At 66.0% G+C, this 21383-nt stretch carries 21 protein-coding genes and 1 tRNA gene; 11 read left to right on the top strand and 11 right to left on the bottom strand.

The genetic code is table 11. The annotated features are described in order from the left end of the window. Positions 1-7: 7 nt before the first annotated feature. Positions 8-232 carry a hypothetical protein gene (locus tag ACT9TC_RS06805; protein WP_458042615.1) on the top strand — a complete coding sequence of 75 codons (225 nt, stop codon included), beginning with the start codon at positions 8-10 and terminating at the stop codon, positions 230-232. Positions 233-259: 27 nt separating this feature from the next. On the opposite strand, the gene ACT9TC_RS06800 is transcribed toward ACT9TC_RS06805, so the two are convergent. The 6 genes from ACT9TC_RS06800 to ACT9TC_RS06775 form a co-directional block, all read right to left on the bottom strand. Beyond that, entirely contained in the window at positions 260-925 is a 666-nt protein-coding gene (locus ACT9TC_RS06800) for a TetR/AcrR family transcriptional regulator (RefSeq protein ID WP_458042614.1), read from the bottom strand. 32 nt (positions 926-957) lie between these two features. Continuing rightward, complete coding sequence (locus ACT9TC_RS06795) at positions 958-1893, bottom strand: cyclase family protein (RefSeq protein WP_458042613.1); 936 nt, start codon at positions 1891-1893, stop codon at positions 958-960. After that, positions 1893-2897, bottom strand: a complete 1005-nt coding sequence (locus tag ACT9TC_RS06790) for an ABC transporter permease (protein WP_458042612.1) — start codon at positions 2895-2897, stop codon at positions 1893-1895. Before ACT9TC_RS06790 ends, ACT9TC_RS06795 begins: the two co-directional genes overlap by 1 nt. Next, on the bottom strand, positions 2894-4414 hold the full coding sequence (locus ACT9TC_RS06785; protein ID WP_458042611.1) for a sugar ABC transporter ATP-binding protein: 1521 nt from the start codon (positions 4412-4414) through the stop codon (positions 2894-2896). Before ACT9TC_RS06785 ends, ACT9TC_RS06790 begins: the two co-directional genes overlap by 4 nt. After that, positions 4401-5435: a sugar ABC transporter substrate-binding protein gene (locus ACT9TC_RS06780; protein ID WP_458042610.1), complete on the bottom strand. Its 1035-nt coding sequence runs from the start codon at positions 5433-5435 to the stop codon at positions 4401-4403. The genes ACT9TC_RS06785 and ACT9TC_RS06780 overlap by 14 nt, the downstream gene beginning before the upstream one ends. 81 nt (positions 5436-5516) lie before the next feature. Further along, positions 5517-6392: a shikimate dehydrogenase gene (locus ACT9TC_RS06775; RefSeq protein ID WP_458042609.1), complete on the bottom strand. Its 876-nt coding sequence runs from the start codon at positions 6390-6392 to the stop codon at positions 5517-5519. Between the two features lie 138 nt (positions 6393-6530). Here ACT9TC_RS06775 and ACT9TC_RS06770 point away from each other — a divergent pair, with 138 nt between their 5' ends. Continuing rightward, entirely contained in the window at positions 6531-8303 is a 1773-nt protein-coding gene (locus ACT9TC_RS06770) for a bifunctional sugar phosphate isomerase/epimerase/4-hydroxyphenylpyruvate dioxygenase family protein (protein WP_458042608.1), read from the top strand. 13 nt (positions 8304-8316) lie between these two features. On the opposite strand, the gene ACT9TC_RS06765 is transcribed toward ACT9TC_RS06770, so the two are convergent. Continuing rightward, entirely contained in the window at positions 8317-9243 is a 927-nt protein-coding gene (locus tag ACT9TC_RS06765; RefSeq protein ID WP_458042607.1) for a LysR family transcriptional regulator, read from the bottom strand. A gap of 143 nt (positions 9244-9386) precedes the next feature. Between ACT9TC_RS06765 and ACT9TC_RS06760 the strand changes: the two genes are divergently transcribed. Then, positions 9387-10739: an aminomethyl transferase family protein gene (locus ACT9TC_RS06760; RefSeq protein WP_458042606.1), complete on the top strand. Its 1353-nt coding sequence runs from the start codon at positions 9387-9389 to the stop codon at positions 10737-10739. 84 nt (positions 10740-10823) lie between these two features. Here the strand turns inward: ACT9TC_RS06760 and ACT9TC_RS06755 are convergent, their stop codons facing one another. Next, positions 10824-11054, bottom strand: coding sequence for a hypothetical protein (locus tag ACT9TC_RS06755; protein WP_036300148.1), 231 nt, complete (start codon positions 11052-11054; stop codon positions 10824-10826). Positions 11055-11185: 131 nt separating this feature from the next. Between ACT9TC_RS06755 and ACT9TC_RS06750 the strand changes: the two genes are divergently transcribed. Then, entirely contained in the window at positions 11186-11629 is a 444-nt protein-coding gene (locus ACT9TC_RS06750) for a YdeI/OmpD-associated family protein (RefSeq protein ID WP_458042605.1), read from the top strand. Positions 11630-11639: 10 nt separating this feature from the next. Here the strand turns inward: ACT9TC_RS06750 and ACT9TC_RS06745 are convergent, their stop codons facing one another. After that, positions 11640-12902: an APC family permease gene (locus ACT9TC_RS06745; protein ID WP_458042604.1), complete on the bottom strand. Its 1263-nt coding sequence runs from the start codon at positions 12900-12902 to the stop codon at positions 11640-11642. 50 nt (positions 12903-12952) lie between these two features. Between ACT9TC_RS06745 and ACT9TC_RS06740 the strand changes: the two genes are divergently transcribed. After that, positions 12953-13357: a DUF5684 domain-containing protein gene (locus ACT9TC_RS06740; protein ID WP_458042603.1), complete on the top strand. Its 405-nt coding sequence runs from the start codon at positions 12953-12955 to the stop codon at positions 13355-13357. Between the two features lie 61 nt (positions 13358-13418). Here ACT9TC_RS06740 and ACT9TC_RS06735 read toward each other — a convergent pair whose 3' ends face one another. Beyond that, entirely contained in the window at positions 13419-14822 is a 1404-nt protein-coding gene (locus ACT9TC_RS06735) for a DEAD/DEAH box helicase (RefSeq protein WP_458042602.1), read from the bottom strand. 343 nt (positions 14823-15165) lie between these two features. Here ACT9TC_RS06735 and ACT9TC_RS06730 point away from each other — a divergent pair, with 343 nt between their 5' ends. The 4 genes from ACT9TC_RS06730 (at position 15166) to ACT9TC_RS06715 (ending at position 17976) form a co-directional block, all read left to right on the top strand. After that, positions 15166-16275 (top strand): fatty acid desaturase family protein, encoded by a 1110-nt coding sequence (locus tag ACT9TC_RS06730; RefSeq protein WP_100813404.1) that lies wholly within the window; start codon positions 15166-15168, stop codon positions 16273-16275. A gap of 87 nt (positions 16276-16362) precedes the next feature. Next, positions 16363-17031: an asparagine synthase gene (locus ACT9TC_RS06725; RefSeq protein ID WP_232711535.1), complete on the top strand. Its 669-nt coding sequence runs from the start codon at positions 16363-16365 to the stop codon at positions 17029-17031. A 97-nt stretch (positions 17032-17128) separates the two neighbouring features. Then, positions 17129-17201: transfer RNA gene (locus ACT9TC_RS06720), tRNA-Arg, on the top strand. Positions 17202-17310: 109 nt separating this feature from the next. Further along, positions 17311-17976 (top strand): SDR family NAD(P)-dependent oxidoreductase, encoded by a 666-nt coding sequence (locus tag ACT9TC_RS06715; protein WP_458042601.1) that lies wholly within the window; start codon positions 17311-17313, stop codon positions 17974-17976. A gap of 53 nt (positions 17977-18029) precedes the next feature. On the opposite strand, the gene ACT9TC_RS06710 is transcribed toward ACT9TC_RS06715, so the two are convergent. Beyond that, a complete protein-coding gene (locus ACT9TC_RS06710; protein WP_458042600.1) occupies positions 18030-19172 on the bottom strand; it encodes an ROK family protein in 1143 nt (380 codons plus the stop codon). Between the two features lie 150 nt (positions 19173-19322). Between ACT9TC_RS06710 and ACT9TC_RS06705 the strand changes: the two genes are divergently transcribed. Then, positions 19323-20144, top strand: a complete 822-nt coding sequence (locus ACT9TC_RS06705; protein ID WP_458042599.1) for a sugar phosphate isomerase/epimerase family protein — start codon at positions 19323-19325, stop codon at positions 20142-20144. A 61-nt stretch (positions 20145-20205) separates the two neighbouring features. Beyond that, the gene (locus ACT9TC_RS06700) at positions 20206-21366 is read left to right on the top strand and encodes a substrate-binding domain-containing protein (protein ID WP_458042598.1); all 1161 of its coding nucleotides are present in this window, start codon (positions 20206-20208) and stop codon (positions 21364-21366) included. Positions 21367-21383: the final 17 nt, after the last annotated feature.

Below are 21383 nucleotides of genomic sequence, written 5' to 3'. Positions count from 1 at the left end.
TACGCCCATGTCGATGTCCGAGCCCTTCATGCCCGCCGACGAGCCTCGTCCAGAGGGCCCGCCCACCGATCGCGATATCGACACCGATGCGGACATGATCTGGGGCTCCGGCGATGGAGATTCCGAGGCGAGCGCGCCGGTGGAGTTCCCCGCGAATCCCACCTTCCGCACCCCGACGCCGGGGGATCACCTGTCCGAGGACGCGCTCGAGAAAGACCTCGACGAGGAGTAGCCCGCCTTCTGAAGCGGCGCGTCGGCGCTACCCGTCGCCTGCGGCTGACCGCGGCGGCGAGGTTAGCCACGCGACGACAATGTCGCCGATCATGCCGCGCAGGTGATCTCGTCGGTCCGCGGCGAGCAGGTCCCGGTCGAAGAGGAATCCGAACGTGTATTGGTTGGCGACCTGGAAGAAGCAGTAGGAGCTGATCACCAAGTGGACATCCAGGGCGTCGACGTCGTCCCGCACCACGCCCTCCTCGCGCCCACGACGTAGGACGGTGTCGAGCACCCCCAGGGCGGGCTGGTTGAGCTCCCGCAACGCCCCGAGCCTGCGGATGAATGCCCCGCGATGGATGTTCTCGATAGAGACCAGCCGGATGAACTCGCTGTGGTTCAGATGGTGGTCGTATGTCAGCTCCGCAATTCGACGAAGCGCCTCTATGGGGGCCAGATCGCCCACCTCGAGGGACTGCTCGGCTTCGCGGATCCCCCGGTATGCCTTCTCGAGGACGGCGAGATAAAGCTCCTCCTTGCCGCCGAAGTAGTAGTAGATCATCCGCTTCGTCGTGCGCGTGCGCTCGGCGATGTCATCGACGCGTGTGCCGGAGAACCCGGATTCGGCGAAGGACTCGGTTGCTACTTGCAGCAGGTCCGCCCGCGTGCGTTCGCGGTCACGAGTGCGCACGGGCGGAGCGGTATCGGTCACGGGGTCCACGATAGTCATCACGATGTCCAGTGTCAGAAGGTGACAACGGGTGTGGCGGGCGAGCCGACCGCTCCGGGAATGTTCATCGCCGGGGTGGAGAGATGAAACTCGTAGCGTCCCGTTTCGGCAGCATGGGCCGCGATGGTCTCGAGATCGAACATCTCACCGAGCGGCATCCCCATGTCTCGAACCAGCACGCAGTGCAGCGGCATGTCGATTCCCTCGAGGGTTGGCGAAACCTCCACGCCCCAGTTGTCGGCGGCGACGAACGCGACATCGCGATCCTTGAGCCATCGCGCCGTGCCGAGACCGAGACCGGGTTCCGAGGCGAAGAAGGTGGCGCGGTCGGCTTCTTGCGTGAATACCGAGAGCCATCCGGTGCGGATCAGGAGCATGTCGCCCGATCCGACACGAACCCCCGCGGCTTCCTCGGCGGCATCGAGATCGTCGCACGTGATCTCCTCGGTGGGGCTCAGGCGCGGACGCCCACGAAGCCGGGCGATGTCGAGCAGCACCCCGCGCCCCGTGAGCGATACGCCGATGTTGGTCGCACCGAGTCGCTGAGCTCCCTCGGCTGTGATGTCGCCGATCGGCAACCCGTTGTACAGCAGACCGTCGTAGGCGACGTGGGCCAGGGTGTCGATCTGCGTGGCGCCCTGTAGATGAAGAAAGAGAGCATCGTCGAAATAGTGGAAGCCACTGGGGGAGGGGTCGCTGTTCGGCAGCTTCGTCATGGTGTGGATGGGGTTCGAACGCTGTCCGTCGGTTGGCTGGGGCCCGGCCTCGTGGAGCGGTAGGGACGCGTCGAAGACGTGTCCTGTCCGGATGAGTCGCCCGGCTTGCGCCCTCCGCTCCGGTGTCAGCAGGTTGAGGGTGCCGCGCTCGTCATCGTCCCCCCAACGCCCCCAGTTGGAGAGAGAGCGCCCGAGGGAGCGGTAGTCGGGTGTGCCGTGAACGGGGACCTCCATCAAGATCGCGCGCGCCTGTTTCGTCGGCGGGTGTTGAAGGCATCCAGCAGCACCGCGAGAAAGATCAGCGCTCCCTGCACGAACTGCACCCAGAACGACGAGACGTTCAAGAGGGTCAGTCCGTTGTTGATGACACCGATCAGCAGAACGCCGATCAGGGTGCCGATCATGCTGCCCTTTCCACCGAAAAGGCTCGTCCCGCCGATGACGACGGCAGCGATCACCTGCAGCTCCGTTCCCATCGCGGCGTTGGGGGTCGCGGAATCCAGCCGACCGATCAAGATGATCGACGCGATACCCGCCGTGATCCCGGCCAGCACATACGCGGCGAAGACAACGCCCCGCACGTTGATTCCGGCGAGCCGCGCTGCTTCGGCGTTCCCGCCGACCGCATAGATGTTGTGACCGAAGGAGGTTTGAGACAGAACGAAATGGGCGACCACGAACAACAACACCGTGACCAGGGCGGATGTCTTGACGTCGAAGATCGCGGATGAGCCCAACCAGTTCAGCGACTCGGGAAGACCGTAGACCGACTGTCCCTGACTGATCTGCAGCGTCAACCCGCGGGCCATACCCATGACGGCCAGCGTGACGATGAAAGGGGCCAGGCCCAGCCACACCACAGACGCCCCGTTGAAGGCGCCCACGGCTGAGGCAACGATCAGAATCGCGACGATGCCCAGCAGGCCGCTGCCGGTCGTGGTGGCGACGATCGCCCCCACCATCCCCGACAGCGCCATGTTGGATCCAACCGAGAGGTCGATCCCGCTCGTGATGATGACGAACGTAGCCCCGATCGCCGCGATGCCGACGACGGCACTCTGCGTAACGATGTTGGTCAGGTTGCTCGCCGTCAAGAAGGCCGGAGTGGCGAAAGAAAGCACAACGGAGACGATGACGAGCGCCGCGATGATGGGCGCGAGGTTGCTGTCGGTTGCGGAGCGGATGAGTCCGCTCCAGAGTCGACCGGTGGGCCGTTGGTCGGTAGTCACATCCGTCATGTCGTCGGAGTTCCGTTCTGCTTTACAACCGGTCCCCCAGAGGACAGGTGGAGGATGGTTTCTCTGTCGAAGTTTTCGCGCGCGATCTCGCTGACGATCCGGCCACCGGCCATCACGTACGCGCGGTCGGATACCGCAAGCACTTCATCGGTGTCCGAACTGCACAGGAGTATCGTCGCCCCGCTCTCGGCAAGACTGAAGATCTCTTCGTAGATGCCGGCTTTGGCCCCCACGTCGACGCCTCGAGTGGGATCGTCGAAGAGGGCGACGCGGGGTGCTCGTTCGGAGATCCGCGCGACGACGACCTTCTGCTGGTTGCCGCCGGATAGTTCACCGACCGCTTGCCTGACCGCACCGAGTCGAACGCGATAACGCCGGGTGATGTCTGTCGCGAGGCGCGTCATCAGGCGTTTGCGCAGGACCCCCGCGCGGGACACCGGCTTCAGATTGCCGAGGAAGATGTTCGACTCGACCGAGGCCGTCAGAACCAGCCCGTCGCGTTTGCGATCCTCGGGTGCGAGCAGCACGCGGGCGCGCTGGGCACGCAGCACGGATCCCGCGCGCATCCGCCGGCCATCGATCCGAACCTCGCCACTCGCGGGCGAGGCTCCGGCGATGGCCTTCATCAACTCCGTCCGTCCGGCGCCAGCCAGCCCGACCAAGCCAACGATCTCGCCCGATCGTCCGTTCACCGACACATCAGTGATGCCGGACGCCGTGAGGTTGGTCACGTCCAGGACAGTCGATCGGATCTCGCGCGCCCGCCATGGGTAGGCCTCATCGAGATCCTTCGCGAGCATCGCGCGAACGAGCCCCGGCTCCGTCCATTCTGTCGTCGGCTTTTCGGCAACCTTTGCGCCGTCTCTGAGGACGACGAGCTTGTCGGCGACGCGAAACAGTTCGTCCAGGTGATGCGAAACGTAGAGGATCGCTATGCCCTCATCGCGCAGTGTTTCAACCACCTGGAGCAGCGTGGCGACATCCTGCTCGGGCAACGACGAAGTGGGCTCGTCGAGAATGAGCACCCGGGCGTCGCGGACGAGGCACCGAGCGATCTCGGCAAGCTGTCGCTGTGCAATCGACAGCGTGCGAATCGGCGCGGCCAAATCGAGGTGCCCCATGCCGACCCGTGCCAGACCGGCGCGGGCCCGTGCACGGTTCGCCGAGGCGTGCTTCACACCGACACGTGTTGACAGGTCGCCCAGGAGCAGATTCTCCAGCAGGGACATGTCGGGGATGTCGGTCAGCTCTTGGTAGATGACGCTGATGCCACGATCGATCACTTCGCGAGGGGAGCCCGGGAGAGCCTCGCCATCAAAAAAGACGGAGCCCGACGACGGTGCGATGGCGCCGGCGAGAATCTTGATCAACGTCGACTTTCCGGCACCGTTTTCGCCGACCAGGCCGGTGACCGTGCCCCCCTCGAGGGCGAAATCGATACCGCGCAGGACCTGTGTGGCCCCGTAGGTTTTCGATACGCCCTTGAGGACGACTCGAGTGGTCTTATCCGACCTCATCAGCCCAGATTCCGTACTCCAGCACCTCTGCGGAGTCGATGTTCGCCGGTGTGATGGTCATTCCGGGCCATTCGACGAAGCCCGTTACCGCTTCGCCAGCTTCGAGCTCGGCGATGCTGTCCATGACCAGCCGGGCGAGGTTGATCGGGTTCGATGCGACCGTCATGTCCTGCCGCGCGGCGCGAATGTCCGCGATTGCCGGCGCGGGCGCGTCGTTGCCGGTGACGAAGATGTGATTCGGCGAGCCGACCGGCTCGAAGAGTCCGGCCGCTTCGATCGCCTTCGTGCTGCCCTGGGCTTCGCTGTCGTTGGCGTTCATGACGGCATCCACATCGGGGTGCGCCTGGAGGATGGTCGACATGGCCTGGAAGGTCTTGTCGGTGTCGAATCCACCGTCCGCGCGGGCGACGACCTCGATGTCCGGGTACTGGCTGATGATGTTGTCAAACCCCTTCGTGCGGTCGGCTCCGGCCGCGCTGCCCGCGATTCCCTGCATCTCCACGACCTTTCCTCGCGGTTCACCATACTTTTCCGTCAGGAAGTCGACGATGCCCTGCGCGCTCTGTTCGCCGATATTCACGTGATCCATGGCCACGGTGAACTGGATGGCTTCCGAGTCGATGGTGTCGGAGATTGCCACCATGGTGACCCCGGCCTCGGCTGCCGATTCCACTGCGGGGACGATCGCCGACGAATCGGCGGGGCTGACGATGATGTAGTCGGCGCCCTGGCTCACGAGGTTCTGGATGTCGCTCGCCTGGGCGTCGTTGTCGCCGTTCGAGTTCGTCTGGATCAGTTTGTAGTCGTATTCGTCGGCGCCCGCTTCGAGCCCGGCGATGAGTCCGGCGAAGTACGGATTGGTCAGGGTGTAACCCGAGTAGCCGACGATGATCTCTCCGTCGTCTGTTCCTGCGCCGCCGCTTTCAGCGGAAGCGCAGCCCGCCAGGGCGAGGGTCGCACTGGCAACGACCGCTGCTGCTGCGAGCAGTCGTGCGGATCGACGAGGTGAACGAGGGTTCATCTTTGATTCCCATCTCTTTGTGCAGGTGTTGTGGACGATGCCGGATGGCGGCGTCCGGGACGGATGTCCAGGGGTATTGAGTTATCGGTCGCTGTGTTCTCGGGCGTGCATCAGGGTGAGGAAGTGCTCGCGCATTCGCTGAGGGTCCGGCTCACGCCCCGTGATGATACGGATGCTGTCTGCCGCTTGGCCAACCGCCATCCGTCCGCCATCGAGCACTCGAAGTCCCCGAGCCCGCGCCGCACGGACCAGTTCGGTCGCCAGCGGGAGGTACACGACCTCGGCCACCCAGGCCGATGCGCTCAGGAGGTGGACATCGAAGGAGACACCCGGGCTCAGGTCCATGCCGGTGGGGGTGGCGTGCACGACGCCCGACGCCGCGGCGAGGGCGGCGTCTCGGTCGTCGGACGGGAGGTAGGTGACGCTCGCGCCCGGAAAGAAGTCGGCCAGCCGTGCCGCGAGCACCTGGCCCCGCTGCGCATCGCGCTCGGCTATGCGCAGCTCCGTGACTCCGAGATCGAGGATCGCGTACGCGGTCGCGGCGCCCGCGCCACCCGCGCCGAGTTGCACGACGGACTCGCCGACAAGGGACCCGAGCTCAGCAACGGCAGCCGAGCGAAATCCCGTCCAGTCAGTGTTGTATCCGACGGCTCGCTGCCCCTGGAAGACCACGAGGTTCACGGCGCCGAGCCGGTCCGCGTCGGGACTCAGCTCGTCCAGCTTCGTGATGATGCTCTGCTTGTAGGGGTGCGTGACGTTGATCGCGTCGTAGCCCTCGTCGAGGATCTCGCCCCAGAGAAGATCGATGTGAGCGTCCGCGCTTGAACGGTGGGCCGTGTCGATGACGCGGTACTCGTAGTCGATACCGAGCTCACGTGCTTCTTCGCGGTGCATCGGCGGCGTGAGCGAGCGGGTGATCCCCTCGCCGAGCAGCCCTACGACGTGCGTGCGTTCCATGTCTCCGTTGACCTTCAAGTGAGTAACTAGTTCGTACATTAATGGCGTTCCGACCTTCCGTCAATCTGCGGATGCCGACTTCTCTGCGCCGAAGGCGAGCCCTGTCTCTTTAATGTACAAACTGGTACGTTACCTGCCATGCGCACCTCAATCGCGACGGTCTGCCTCTCGGGCGGACTCGTCGAGAAACTCCACGCCTGCGCTGCTGCAGGCTTCGACGGTGTCGAGATCATGGACGCCGATCTCACTGCCGCGCCCGAGTCGCCGGAAGAGATCCGCGCTCTGTGCGACCGTCTCGGGCTCACAATCGAGATGTTCCAACCCCTGCGCGACATCGAGGGGGTCGACGACGAGACCTTCGCCGACAACCTTCGTCGCGCCGAGGCCAAGTTCGAGGTCATGAATCGGCTCGGCACGACCCTCGTGCTCGTCTGCAGCAACGCGGGTACCGCGACGATCGACGACGACGAACTCGCGGCACGCCAGCTCGCGGAGCTCGCGGACAGGGCAGCTGTGCACGGCATCCACATCGCCTACGAAGCGCTCGCCTGGGGGCGGTTCGTCGATGACTACCGGCGCGCGTGGAAGATCGTGGAGCGGGCCGACCGACCGAATCTCGGGGTGTGCCTGGACAGCTTCCACATCCTGTCGCGCGGGCATGACCCGGCGGGCATAGAAGAGATCGACGGCGAGAAGATCCTTTTCCTGCAGCTAGCGGACGCGCCCGCCCTCGATATGGACGTCCTGTCCTGGAGTCGGCACCACCGCGTCTTCCCGGGCGAGGGGGACTTCGCGCTCGCGGGATTCCTGGGGCATGTTCTTCGGGCCAACTACCGGGGTCCCCTCTCGCTCGAGGTCTTCAACGACACCTTCCGGCAGACCGACGCGCACCGCACCGCCGCACACGCTCGCCGGTCGCTGACTTGGCTCGCGGATCGCACGGCGGCCGAAAACGGTTGGGACACCCTGCGCCTCGCGGACCCGCAGCCCGCGCGCGGGATCGACTTCGTCGAGGTTGCCGGAGCGGGACTAGACGAGTTCGACGAGATGCTCGGCCAACTGGGGTTCCGGTTCCGCGGCCGCCACCAGAGCAAGCCCGTGCGTCTCTGGAGCTATGGCGAGGCGCGCATCATCCTCAACGAGCAGCAGCGCGACACGGGGTCGCGACTGGCCGCGATCGGACTCCAGGTCGACGACGCCGATGTCGCGATGTCGCGTGCGCTCGCGCTCGGCGCCCCGAGCGTATTCCGTCGCACGTATGCCGGTGAGCACGAGCTTCGCGCCGTGGCCGCACCCGACGGCACGGAGGTGTACTGGAACGACCGGAGGGACGACAAGTCCTGGATCACTGAGTTCGAAGGCGGGACGGATGCGGGCGATTCCGACGGTGTGATCGACCACATCAACCTGGGCTACCGGTGGCAAGATTTCGACGAAGCGGTGCTCTTCGCCGCCAGCGTGATGTCGTTGGAGACGGAGTCGGCGGCCGAGGTGCCCAGCCCCATGGGTCTCATGCGCAGCCAGGTGATGCGGACGCAGGACGGCGTCGTGCGCGTACCGATCAACCTCGCCCCACCGACAGCGCCTCTTCCGGATCGGCACATCGCCATCCGGTGCGACGACGTCGTCGCGGTCGTTCGACGGGCGCGCGCCGCCGGTCTACAGCTGCTGCAGATCCCGAACAACTACTACGACGATCTCGCCGCGAGATTCGACCTGGACGAGGGCTTCCTCGCCGAGCTGCGGGAGTTGGGGCTGCTGTACGACCGCGATGGAGCGGGCGAGTTCGTCCACTTCTACACGCGAACGGTAGGGACGGTCTTCATCGAGTTCCTCGAGCGGCGCGGACTGTACGAGGGCTACGGGGCGGCGAACGCCGCCGTGCGCCTCGCCACCCAGACCACGCGCTGAACTTCGTCCCCGATCACCGGCCCGGGTAACCGTGGATGGCGAAGAACTCGCCGTGCGTACCCGAGATGGCATGCCGCACGGTGTCGAAGACCCAGTCGAGCGCGGCCGAGTGCTGGGCGGTTGTCCGTGCGAAGAGCGACACGTCGACGCTCGCCATGTCGAACGGGAGCTGCCGAACGACGAGCGGCCAGGATGTGGCCCATCCCGCGCCGATCGTGTCGGGAACGGTCGCGATCATGTCGGGGCGTGCCGCGAGCAGCGGGGGGACGGATGCGAAGTGGTTGACGCTGACCGGTTCGTCCAGCCGTGCGCCGAGACGGCTGAGTGCGGTGCGCAGGTTCGGGCGCCCCGAGTCGCTCGCCACCACCACGTGGCTCGCGGCGAGGTAGTCCTCGAGGGTGACGTCGCCGTCGGCGAGCGGATGATGCTGCGACATCAGAATTGCGTAGCCCTGAGACTTCAGAACCACGTGCGGGAAGTCGCCCATCACGGGCGACGAGGTCACAGCCAGATCGACGCTGCCGCGTGCCAACCAACCGGGCAAGCGGTCGACGTCCAGCGGCACCACCTCGAGGCGCGCGTGTGGTGCGGCGGTGCGGACCGCGTCGAGAATGACCGGAAAATAGCCGATCTCGCCTAGCTCCGAAAGCGCGATCCGAAAAATACGATCGAACGTCGTCTGCTCGAACCCGTGCACCGCGTCGAGCGTCCGGTCGATCCGTCCCAGGGCCTCCCGAAAGTCCGGGTAGAGCGAGCGGGCAAGTTCACTCGGGTCCATCGTCCGACCGACCCGTTGGAAGAGCGGGTCATCCAGTTCACGCCGCAGCCGTCCGAGGGCCTGACTGACGGCGGGTTGAGTGACGTACAGCCGCTCGGCCGCGGCGGTCAAACTCCGCGTCTCATAGATGGCGACGAAACTGCGCAACAGATTCAGGTCCACGGTGCTCCTTCTGGAGGACGGATGCGTCGACTAAGACATCCTTCCCTCAGGATAAGCATTGCTTATGCTTCGCCCCGTTCTCAATACGTAAGCTGGCGATGAGCCACCGCCGGCGGATGACCGCCGCGAACGAAGGAGTTCCCGTGTCTGAATCTCTCGCCGCCGCAATCGCCCGTGTCGGAAGCCCCGTCGACGTTCTGCGGAACGCCCCGGCTCGCCCCACCGTGTTCCCCGTGACTCCCGAGTTCAGCAACTGGCGTTCCGAGCAGCTTTCGTGGCGGACCTCCGTCGCTCTTCTCGACCAGTCGCACCACATGACCGACCTCTTCCTCACCGGGCCCGATGCGCTGAGACTCCTGAGCGATATCGGCGTGAACAGCTTCGCCAACTTCCGCGTGGACAATGCCAAACAGTTCATCGCCGTGAACAGCGACGGCTACCTGATCGGCGACGCGATCCTGTTCTATCTCGCCGAGGAGTCCTTCGATCTGGTCGGGCACCCGATGGTCATCGACTGGGTGCAGTACCACCTCGAGACGGGCGACTACGATGCCACCTTCGAGCGCGACGGCAACTCGATCGTCCGTGCCGGCGACCCCAAGCTCTTCCGCTTCGAGCTGCAAGGTCCCAACGCCCTCGCCCTGATGGAAAAGGTCACCGGCGCGCCCGTGCCGCCGACGAAGTTCTTCCACATGGCCAGCTTCACGATCGACGGACTCACGGTCCGCTCGCTCCGGCACGGCATGGCCGGGCAGCCGGGGTTCGAGCTGTTCGGCCCGTGGGCCGACGGAGAGCGCGTGCGCTCGGCGCTGATCGAGGCGGGTGAGGAGTTCGACCTCGTGGCGGTCGGGTCGAAGGCCTACTCCTCGGCCAACCTCGAGTCGGCATGGGTGCCTTCCCCCCTCCCGGCGATCTTCACGGGCGAGGGCACCGCGGCGTACCGCGAGTGGCTTCCCGTTGCCGGGGCCGGCTCGCTCGCGGGCAGCCTCGCGTCCGACGACATCACCGACTACTACGTCACGCCCTACGACATCGGCTATGGCCGGAGCGTCGCATTCGATCACGACTTCATCGGCCGTGCGGCGCTCGAGCGTCACGCTGCTGAAGCGCCGCGGACGAAGGTCACGCTCGTCTGGAACGAAGAAGATGTCGCGGCCGCCGTGCAGTCCCTGCTCGAGCCGGGCGTTCCCGCCAAGTACATCGACTTCCCCAAGGCGCGCTACGGGCTGTACCAGGTCGACCGGGTGCTGATCGACGGTGAGGATGTCGGAATCTCGCACGACGTCGGCTACGTCACGAACGAGCACGCGTTCGTCTCGCTCGCCAGCATCGCTACGGAGCACTCGGCGCCGGGCACAGAGGTGCACGTCCTGTGGGGCGAAGAGCCGAATTCGCAGAAGCCCGCCGTTGAAGCCCACCGCCAGATCGCGGTCCGTGCGACGGTCGAGCCCACGCCGTATTCGGCATTCGCTCGCGACAACTACCGGGCGAGCTGAGCGGGCCGTCTGCCCACAGGGCGGGGTTAACGAGCAAGAGACCCCGGAGTACTCTCCGAGGTCCCCCGTTCTTGTGCAGACGGGTCAGGCGTCGCGGATGTTTTCCTTGACCTCGTTGCGGGTCTTGACCGAGTCGCGCTCGGCTTCGGCCTTCTTCACCTCGGCGTCGGCTTCGGCTTTGGTCTTCTTCACCTCGGCGTCGGCCTTCATCTCGTCGACCTTGTCGCCGATGCGGTCCGTGGTGTCCTCGAACGCGTCCTTCGCCTTGCGGCCAGCGGTCTCGGCGGTCTCTTTCGCGTCGTCGATGAATCCCATGTCTGGCTCCTTTCGAGTGGGTGTATATCGAAGCTAGGCCAGTTCGCGCGCGCGAGCAGAGGGGTTGCGTCGTGCCGCGCCGGTTGATACGACACTGGCGGCCGACGGGCGCGCGCCCATATCCTCGCGACATGGCCAACGAGGCGACGTTCTCCACAATCCTGTTCCAGCAAGGCAACAACACGGGTATCGAGGTTCCCGCTGGCGTGGTCGAATCCCTGGCAGCAGGCAAGCGGCCAGCCGTGATCGTGAACGTCAACGGCTTCGAATACCGGAGCACCGTTGCTGTGATGGGCGGTCGCTACCTGATCCCCTTCAGTTCGGATAAACGCGCGGCGACGGGCCTGGCAGGCGGCGACGCGATCGACGTGACACTCGTTATCGATGCGGTGCCTCGCACTGTCGAGGTGCCCGCGGACCTCGCCACCGCATTGGAGGCGGCCGGATTGCGGTCCGTGTTCGATGCTCTTGCGCCCAGCGCTCGCAAGGCGCACGTGACGTCGGTCGAATCGGCGAAGGCGCCCCAGACGCGGGCACGCAGGATCGAGTCGATTCGGCTCAAGCTCGGCTCGTGAAGCGCGGGACCTACAGCGAACGGCGACGCCTGAGCTCGAGCACCACCAGTCGCCCGACGATGCCGACAAGGATGACAGCGCCGCCGCCGATGACCGCCGGCAGCGGAAGTGTCAGGGCAAGGATGCCGCATCCGACACCGCCGAGAACCTGCAGGATGCGGGGGAATCGGCGCTTCTCGCCGCGCTGACGGAACGCCGCGGCATTCGCGATGAAGTAATAGATGAGAACCCCGAACGATGAGAAGCCGATCGCGCCGCGCAGGTCGACGGTCGCGACGGCGACGATGACGACGATCGCAATCACAATCTCGGCGCGGTGCGGCACGCGGTAGCGGGGGTGGATAGCGGCGAGGTAGCGGGGCAGATCGTCCTCTCGTGCCATCGCCAGGGTTGTTCGACCGATGCCGGCTATCAGCGCGAGCAGCGCGCCGAGCGATGCGGCCGCCGCCCCGAAACGGACGATCGGTTGCGCCCATGCCCACCCGGAAGCGGCCGCGGTCTCGGCGAGGGGTGCCTCGGCCGACGCCGTTGTATCGGGGCCGAGCGTCGCGAGAACAGTGACAGCGACGACGGCGTAGACGACGAGCGCCAGCCCGAGGGCGAGCATGATGGCTCGCGGAATGTTCTTGGCGGGATCGCGCACCTCTTCGCCCATCGTCGCGATGCGCGCGTATCCGGCGAACGCGAAGAAGAGCAGACCGGCGGATTGCAGGATGCCGTAGCCGCCACCCGTCCAGAGGTCCAGGCCGGCGAGGCCTTCGGTGCCGGCGGTGCTCGACCATCCTGCGGCCACAACAACGGCCAGAGCGAGCAGAACAATGACGACCAGCACGCGCGTGAGCTGTGCTGTGCGGGTCACGCCGAGCAGATTCACGATTGCCAGGGCCGCCACGGCGGCGATGGCGACAGGCCGTTCCCACCCCGGGGGAGCGGCGTATGCGGCGAACGTGATCGCCATTGCCGCACAGCTCGCCAGCTTGCCGATGATGAATGCCCACCCCGCAACGAAGCCCCACCACGGACCGATCTCGGCCCGGCCGTAGGCGTACGTTCCTCCCGAGGTGGGGTGGGCGGCGGCGAGCTGAGCGGATGCGGCGGCGTTGCAGTAGGCGACGAACCCGGCGATCGCGAGCCCGACCAGCAGGCCTGCACCCGCCGCCTCGGCCGCGGGTGCGAAGGCGGCGAAGACCCCGGCACCGATCATCGACCCGAGACCGATGAACACCGCGTCGCCGAGGCCAAGACGACGCGCGAGCGTGGGCGGGGAAGTCACGGCGCAGACTCTAGCGGGTAGAGGTGTCGCGGAACCCCTAGCATGTGGCGATGACCTCACAAAGCGTGACCTCGCAGATCGTGACCTCGCAGATCACCGACCAGGCCGACCTCACCGCGCTCTATACGATTTCCGGTGTTTGGGGGCTGATCTGGTACATCATCCTGGCCATCGCGCTCTGGCGCACGTTCAGCAAGGCGGGCTGGCCCGGCATCCTCGCGATCATCCCGATCGTGAACATTTTCATTCTCGTGAAGATCGGCGGGATGTCCGCGTGGCTTGGCCTTCTCTACATCATCCCGATCGTCAATTTCATCTTCGCGATCGTCGTGGCCGTCAGAGTCGGCAAGAACTTCGGACACGGCGGTGTCTTCTCGTTCTTCCTGCTGTTCCTCCTGCAGCCGATCGGCTACCTGATCCTCGGCTTCGGCAAGTCGGAGTACCGCCAGGTCTGACGCACGGAACGCGAAACGGCGGGGCGCCCGAGGGTGCCCCGCCGTTTCGTTTGATCTGAGCTCAGCCGCGCGAGCCGGTCGAGTAGGAGCGTCCGCGCGAGCCGCCGCGGCGTCCGCCGCCGGCTGCGGGACGGGCCGAATCGCCGTGGGCACCGTCCCCGCGCGGCGCGCGGTTGCCATCACCGCGGGGTGCCGCGGGGCGGCCGCCACCGTTGCCGCGACCCGACGCGCCACGGGGGCGCTGCGGGGCGTGGGTGCTCGCGACGATCGGCGCGGGCTTGACGTAGGCGGCGGTATCGCCGACCAGGGTCACGACCCGGGCGTCGTCGGCGCGGACCTTCTCGAGCGGTGCGTTGATGTGTGCCTTGCGCAGCAGGTCGGTGACGTCGCGGCGCTGCGCCTCGAGCGTCACCGTCACGACGGTGCCCTCGGCGCCGGCGCGAGCGGTACGGCCCGACCGGTGCAGGTACGCCTTGTGCTCGACGGGCGGGTCGACGTGCACGACGAGCTCGACGTCATCCACGTGAACGCCGCGCGCGGCGACATCCGTGGCGACGAGCACGCGCACGCCGCCCTTGGCGACATCGGCGCCGAATGCGGCGAGGTTGCGCTCGCGCGCGCCCTGCGCCAGGTTGCCGTGGAGGTCGACGGCGGGGATGCCGGCCGCGGTCAGCTGCTTGGCGAGCTTCTTTGCCTGGTGCTTGGTGCGGGTGAAGAGGATGCGACGGCCGGTGCCGGACGCGAGACGCTGCACGAGCGCCGTCTTCTCATCGGTGCCGTCGATCACGAAGACGCGGTGGATCATCTCGCCCTGGGGCACGCTCTCGTCGTCGACTTCGTGACGGACCTCGTCGCGCAGGAACCGACGGACGAGGCTGTCGACACCGCGGTCGAGCGTGGCGCTGAACAGCATCCGCTGTCCGCCCTGCGGGGTCGCCGCGAGGATGCGCGTGACACCGGGCAGGAAGCCGAGGTCAGCCATGTGGTCGGCCTCGTCCAGGACGGTGATCTCGACACGGTCGAGACGCACGACGCCCTGCTTCATGAGGTCTTCGAGGCGGCCCGGGCAGGCGACGACGATATCGACACCGTTGCGGAAAGCCTGCTCCTGCGGCCGCTGGCTGACGCCACCGAAGACGGTGGTGACGCGCAGGCCGACGGCCTCGGCGAGGGGGATGAGGGTTGCGGCGATCTGCGTCGCGAGCTCGCGCGTCGGGGCGAGGACCAGGCCGCGAGGCTGGCCCGGGTTACGGCGAGCGGCCGATGCGCCGCTCAGGCGGGCGATGAGTGGCAGAGCGAACGCGATGGTCTTGCCGCTGCCGGTGCGGCCGCGGCCGAGCACGTCGCGACCCGCGAGGGAGTCGGGAAGCGTGTCGCGCTGGATGGCGAAGGCCTCGGTCTTGCCCGAGGCTTCGAGGACGGATGCGAGCTGCGCGGGTACGCCGAGCTCAAGGAAAGTAGACATGGTTGTGCTTTCGGGTGAAGTGCGCACCGAAACATGAGGCCGGTGAAGGCCCGAGAGAGGCGCGAAGTGGGCGACGGCGCAGGATTGCGCATCGGTTCGCCGTTCGTGTAGAGCCACGGCCGAGAGGGCCGGGAAGCGTCACGACGACGCAGGCGGAATAAACCGCCTCCGCAACACTAACACGCGCCCGCAATGTCTATCGCGTGACAGTCACCTGGACATCCCCCCAGCATTCTCGGATCGGCATGAATGGGTGCGTAGTGTGGGCGACAGCGTTCGGCACCTGCCGTTGGCACAGGCCCAGGCCCACAACCTTGTGGGCTGCCGATCGATGAGGTGAAGCATCTCTACTATTGCTCCCCCCGCAGCCCAGCTTGGGCCCGTACGTCAGACGTACGCGAAGTCAGACACGTATCCGAACCTCACCCGTGCGTACACCGAGGTGTCACAGGTGGTTCGCGAGACCGGGTTGCTGGCTCGGGCGCCCAAGTTCTACCTGCTCGTCGGGTCGGCGCTGTTCGTCGCTCTCGCCGCGTGCGGCGTCGCCTTCGTGCTCCTCGGTGACAGCTGGTTCCAACTGATCGTCGCAGCGGCGCTCGGCATCATCCTGACGCAGATCGCCTTCCTCTCTCACGAGGCCGCCCACAAGGCGATCTTCACCTCCGGCAAGGCGAACGACCGCCTCGCCAAGATCCTCGGCAACGGGATCGTCGGCATGAGCTACTCCTGGTGGGGTTCGAAGCACACGCGCCACCACGCCAACCCGAACCGGATCAGCCGCGACCCCGACATCGAGATCGACACGATCTCGTTCGTCGAAGAGGATGCGGCCAAGGCATCCGGTCTTCTCGGCTTCATCACGCGTCGCCAGGGCTACCTGTTCTTCCCCCTCCTCGCGTTCGAGGGAATCAACCTCCACTACCTGAGCATCAGGCACCTGGTCACGACGCCGGGCGTCAAGGGCCGCTGGTACGAGCTCACTCTTCTGGCGATTCGCTTCACCGTCCTCTTCACGATCGTGTTCTGGTTCCTGCCGCTCGGCATGGCCTTCGCGTTCCTCGGTGTTCAGCTTGCGGTCTTCGGCATCTACATGGGTGCGGCGTTCGCGCCGAACCACAAGGGCATGCCGATCATCGACAAGGACGCCAAGCTCGACTTCTTCACCAAGCAGGTCCGCACGTCGCGCAACGTGTCGGGCGGCTGGTGGGCCACCTGGCTCATGGGCGGTCTGAACTACCAGGTCGAGCACCACCTGTTCCCGAGCATGGCTCGCCCGCACCTCGCCAAGACGCGTGAGATCGTGCGCGACCACTGCAAGACGCTGGACGTGCCCTACACCGAGACAACGCTGCTGCGCTCGTACGGCATCGTCATCGCCTACCTGAACCGGGTCGGTCTGTCGGCTCGCGACCCGTTCGATTGCTACATCGTGGAACGATTCCGCAAGGTCTGATCGTTTCGACCGATGGCGCCGGGGATTCGTCCTCGGCGCCATCGTCATGTGTCGGGCGATCCGGCTAACCTCGAACCGGGAGGGGACGTGGGCCCGAAAGCCTCACCGGCGAAAAAGTCCGACGACTCGGTAGTCGTCGCGGCTCCGCCTGCGCGCCCGAAACTCGCCGAGATCGTCTCGGAGGGCCTCTACATCGCCTCCGCCGCGATCAGGTTGTCGCTGAAGAACCGCATCCTGATGGACACGATCGGCGGCGGCGCCGGGTACGACGTCGACAAGTTCATTCCCGATGCCCGTGCCGCACTTCTCGCGCTCGCCGACGAAGCGGATGCCGCCGCCGAGCGCATCAGGAAAGAACGCAAGGACGCGTGGCGTCGATTCAGCGACCCGGACAGCACGCACGACTACGGCAGCCGCGATGTGCGCAACCTCCGTCGACGCCGACGTCAGTCGCAGCGCGTCGCAAAAGAGTTGCGTGCACGCGCCGAGGACGATCAGGGGTTGCGCCGGCTGGTCGAGGCTGCGCGTGATGCGGCCTGGGGCGAGTTGGCCGAGAACATCGACCGCAGCTTGCGGGTCGAGGCCGCGCGACCCGACCTCGAGCCCGACTATGCGACCATGCGCGAGGCGCGCATGCAGGCGCTCCGGCTCGTCGATCTGAGCAAGCTCTCGTCGGTGCAGCGGCAGCGTCGCGCGACCGAGGCGGAGCGTGCCGACAGCGTCGACGACGACCGACGGGACCAGGACACCGCGTAGACCCCGCGCAGACGGGGCACGATTCGCGGGCGCCTCGCGCGTGGGGTATCCTGGACGCTGGTCTGCGCGGGTCTTCGGATGCCGCGGGATCAGGATCGCGCTCGTAGCTCAATGGATAGAGCATCTGACTACGGATCAGAAGGTTGGGGGTTCGAGTCCCTTCGAGCGCACACTGTGTTGAGACAGTGAAATACCGAAAGCCCGCGGATTCCGCGGGCTTTCGTGTTTGCTGCCGCGCTCTCGCTGCCCCACCCTCGAGCCGTTCAGTACCCTCGGATGATGCCTCTCGCTCTCGTTACCGGCGCCGCGCGCGCGAACAGCATCGCCGCAGGCGTCGTGCCCCGACTGGTCGCCGACGGCTGGCACGTCGTGACGAGCGACCTCGACGCGGGAGACCACCCCTGCGATCTCTCGACGGCGACGGGACCCGACGACCTCATCGCCCGCGTCGCCGCCGAGCACGGACCCATCACCGCGCTCGTCCTCAGCCACGCGCACGATGTCGAATCCGGCATCCTCGACACGACGGCCGAAAGCTTCGACCGCCACATCGCCGTCAATGCCCGTGCTGCACTGCTGTTAATCGCCGCGTTCGCGCGACAGGTACCCGAGGGCGGCGGCGTGATCGTGGCCTTCACCAGCGATCACACCACCGGCAACCTGCCCTACGGCGCCTCGAAGGCGGCGCTCGATCGCATCGTCATCTCGACGGCACGCGAGCTCGGTCCCCTCGGAATCTCCGCGAACGTCGTCAATCCCGGACCGATCGATACGGGATGGATGGATCAGGAAGGCCGTGAATCGCTCTCGCCGTACCAGCCTCTCGGGCGACTCGGCACCCCCGGGGATATCGCACCCATCGTGTCTTTCCTGCTGTCCGATCAGGGTCGCTGGGTGTCAGGTCAGTTGCTGCACACCGACGGCGGCTTCACGGCGCGGTACTGAGCTCGCGCCGAGACTTTCGCTAGGACGAACAGGCGGCGGCATCATCGCTGAACTCAGTCGAGACTGGCGATCTGCTCGTCGATGGCCACCGCACTCAGACGCTCATTGAGGACCATGAGCCCGGCGCCATGGATGCCAGCGCTCGACCCGCCTTCCGCAGGCACGATGCTGAGGTGCTGCGTCGCCAGCGGGATCGATCGTTGATACACGACCTCACGCACCCCGGCGATGATCTCCTGCACGTTCACGCCTAGCTGTCCCCCGATCACGACGACCGAGGGATTGAGGATGCTGACGCATGCCGCGGTCACCTTGCCGATCACCCTGCCTGCCTCTCGTGCCGCGGCGATCGCGGATGGGTCGCCGGTACGGACCCGATCGATCACGTCGGACGCCCCCACCGTCATGCCGTCCTGACTGAGCTCGGCCGCGATCGCGGGTGCGCTCGCCATGGCCTCGAGGTCGCGATCGTCCGCGACACCCGGAATCTGGACGTGCCCGATATCACCGGCTGACCCCCGGGCGCCCCTTTGCAACTCGCCGCCCAGGATGATCCCGGCGCCGATGCCCGTGGCTACCTTGATGAAGAGCAGATCGTCTACCCCCGGCCAGCGGGTGGCGCGCTCGCCGAGCGCGAGAAGGTTCACATCGTTGTCGACGAGCACCGGAGCATTGAGCCGCCGCTGAACGAAAGCGGGGATGTCGAAGCCGTCCCACCCGGGCATGATAGGCGGTCGGATCGGCCTGCCCGTCGAGTGCTCCACGGGTCCCGGCACTCCGACTCCGATGCCGAGGAGGTGGCCCGGCTCTCGACCCGTCGCCGCCAGGAGCCGCTCGGCGGTATCGAGCGCCCACGTCAGGATTGCTGACGGGCCGTCCGAGATGTCGAGCACCCGACTCTCTTCGGTCAGAACTTCGCCGGCCAGATCGAGGATGCCAACGGATCCGTGCGTTGCGCCGAGGTCGATGCCGATGCACACCCGCGACGTTCGATCGAACAGAAGGCGCGCAGCAGGGCGTCCACCGGAGGACGCTGGGGTCCCTGTGGGAGTCACTAGCCCGAGCGCGGTCAAGGCGGCCAGACGATTCACGACGCTTGTACGCGCCAGCCCGGTCTCTTCGACCAGTTCGGCGCGGGTCCGCGGCCGCCCGTCGCGCATCAACTGGAAGAGCTCTCCGGCACCCGCAGCAATCATGTCCCTCGCACCTTCCAACAGTTAGACCAGATTAGTAGTCATATCGACACCGGAAAAACTAAACATCAGTCCCTGCGGCGAATATTTGACCGATCAATGTCATAAGAGGTACATTTATCGCGTCATCATTGTCTACGAGGGGGTAGAAGCGTGAAATTCGCTTACGAAGCAAACGCATGGGGCGGAGTCGTCGGCACGCCCGGTGCGGTGACGAATTTGGGATCAGGCTTCTACGTGACGCCAGGGGACGTAAACCGTACGCTGGAATCCATCGCCGCTGCCGGGTACTCCGGTCTCGAGCTCTTCGACGGAAACCTGCTCCCGTTCGAGGGGTCCATCGACGTATTTTCCGAGGCCGTGGCTACACAGGGTCTCGCAGTTGCTGGCGTCTACAGCGGTGGCCACTTCATCTACCCTGATGCGCACGAGGATGAACTCGATCGTTTCGATCGCTCGATTGCTCTCGCTGCTGCGGTCGGGGCTCGTCACTACGTCATCGGGGGCGGTGCGATCCGCTCCAGCGGGCGACGCGATGAGGATTACCGCGTCGCGGGGGAGTTCCTCGACCGCATCGCGGAACGCGCCACATCCGCCGGCCTCGTCGCCAGCTACCATCCTCACCTTGGCAGCCTCGCGCAGGCGCCCGATCAGATCGATGCGCTCTTCGCCGAGACGTCCATCGGCCTCTGCGCCGACGTGGCTCACATCGCCGCGGGCGGCGGTAACCCGGCGAGCGTCATCGCCCGCTATGCGGACCGTCTTGCCTACGTCCACTTGAAGGATGTCGAGGCGACGACCAACGCGTTTCTGCCGCTCGGCGAGGGCGTACTGGATCTTGATGCCGTCATTGACGCGGTCGTCGAGGCGGGCTACGACGACTGGATCACGGTCGAACTCGACGGGTACCCAGGCGACCAGGACGCCGCCGCCTCACGAAGTCTTCGATTCCTTCAGGCCAGCAAACTCGCCTGATCGCAATTCGTTCCACCCTCGCTTGTCAATCACGCAGTCCCACAGCAAAGGAGCAATAAGGATGAAACTCAAGACAACGATGGTTGCGCTCGCCGCGGCCGTGAGCATCGTCGCGTTGGCGGGTTGCACGCCCGCCGGCGGTGGAACATCGAACGAGGTGGACCCGGAGATCTCTGCCGAGATCGACGCCGCGCTCGCCGAGATCACGGGCCAGGTGCTGAGCACCGGACCGAACGGAGAGGAGCCTTCTTCCGTCGACGCCACCGTCGTGACGGATGCACAGGCCGAAGAGGTCGCAGCGATGGGTCTGACGGCGGCGATCGTCATGCACTACGGAGGCAACGACTGGGCCAACGCTCAGATCGCCGGGCTCAACGCCGAGTTCGATCGACTGGGAATCGACGTTATCGCGACGACCGACGCCGATTTCGACCCGGCGACCCAGGTCTCGCAGATCGAAACCGTGCTGACCCAGAACCCCGACATCATCGTCTCCATCCCCACCGATACGGTCGCGACGGCGAGCGCTTACCGGAAGGCCGCAGCACAGGGCGTGAAGCTCGTCTTCATGGATAACGTGCCCGAGGGCTTCGTTGCCGGACAGGACTACGTGTCGATGGTTTCGGCCGACAACTACGGCAATGGCGTGACTTCCGCATACCTCCTCGCGCGATCGCTCGGCGGCGAGGGCACGATCGGCATCATCTACCACGAGGCCGACTTCTTCGTGACGCAGCAGCGCTACGACGGCTTCAAGAAGACGATCGAAGACGAGTTCCCCAACATCGAGATCGTGCAGGAGCAGGGCATCGCGGGACCGGATTTCGCCGGTGACGCACAGGGCGTGGCGAACGCGATGCTCACGCGCAACGCCGACCTCGACGGCATCTGGGCCGTCTGGGACGTTCCGGCCGAGGGTGTCCTCGCCGCAGCCCGCGAGACGGGTCGCACCGACATCAAGATCGCGACGCAGGACCTCGGTACGAACGTTGCGATCGCCCTCGCGAAGGGGGAGATGATCGTCGGTCTCGGCGCCCAGCTGCCGTACGACCAGGGAGTCGCTGAGGCGGACCTCGCCGCGCTCAGCTTCCTCGGCATCGACGTGCCCGCGTACGTGGCGCTCAGCTCGCTGCCCGTAGACCACGAGAACGTTCTCGAGGCCTGGGAGCTCGTCTACGACTCCGAAGCGCCCGCATCCGTGCGTGACGCATACGTCGACTAACCCGACCTCACCCGTCC

The organism is Microbacterium sp. HM-570 (genome assembly GCF_054165885.1).
This window is presented reverse-complemented; position numbering and strand designations above follow the sequence as displayed.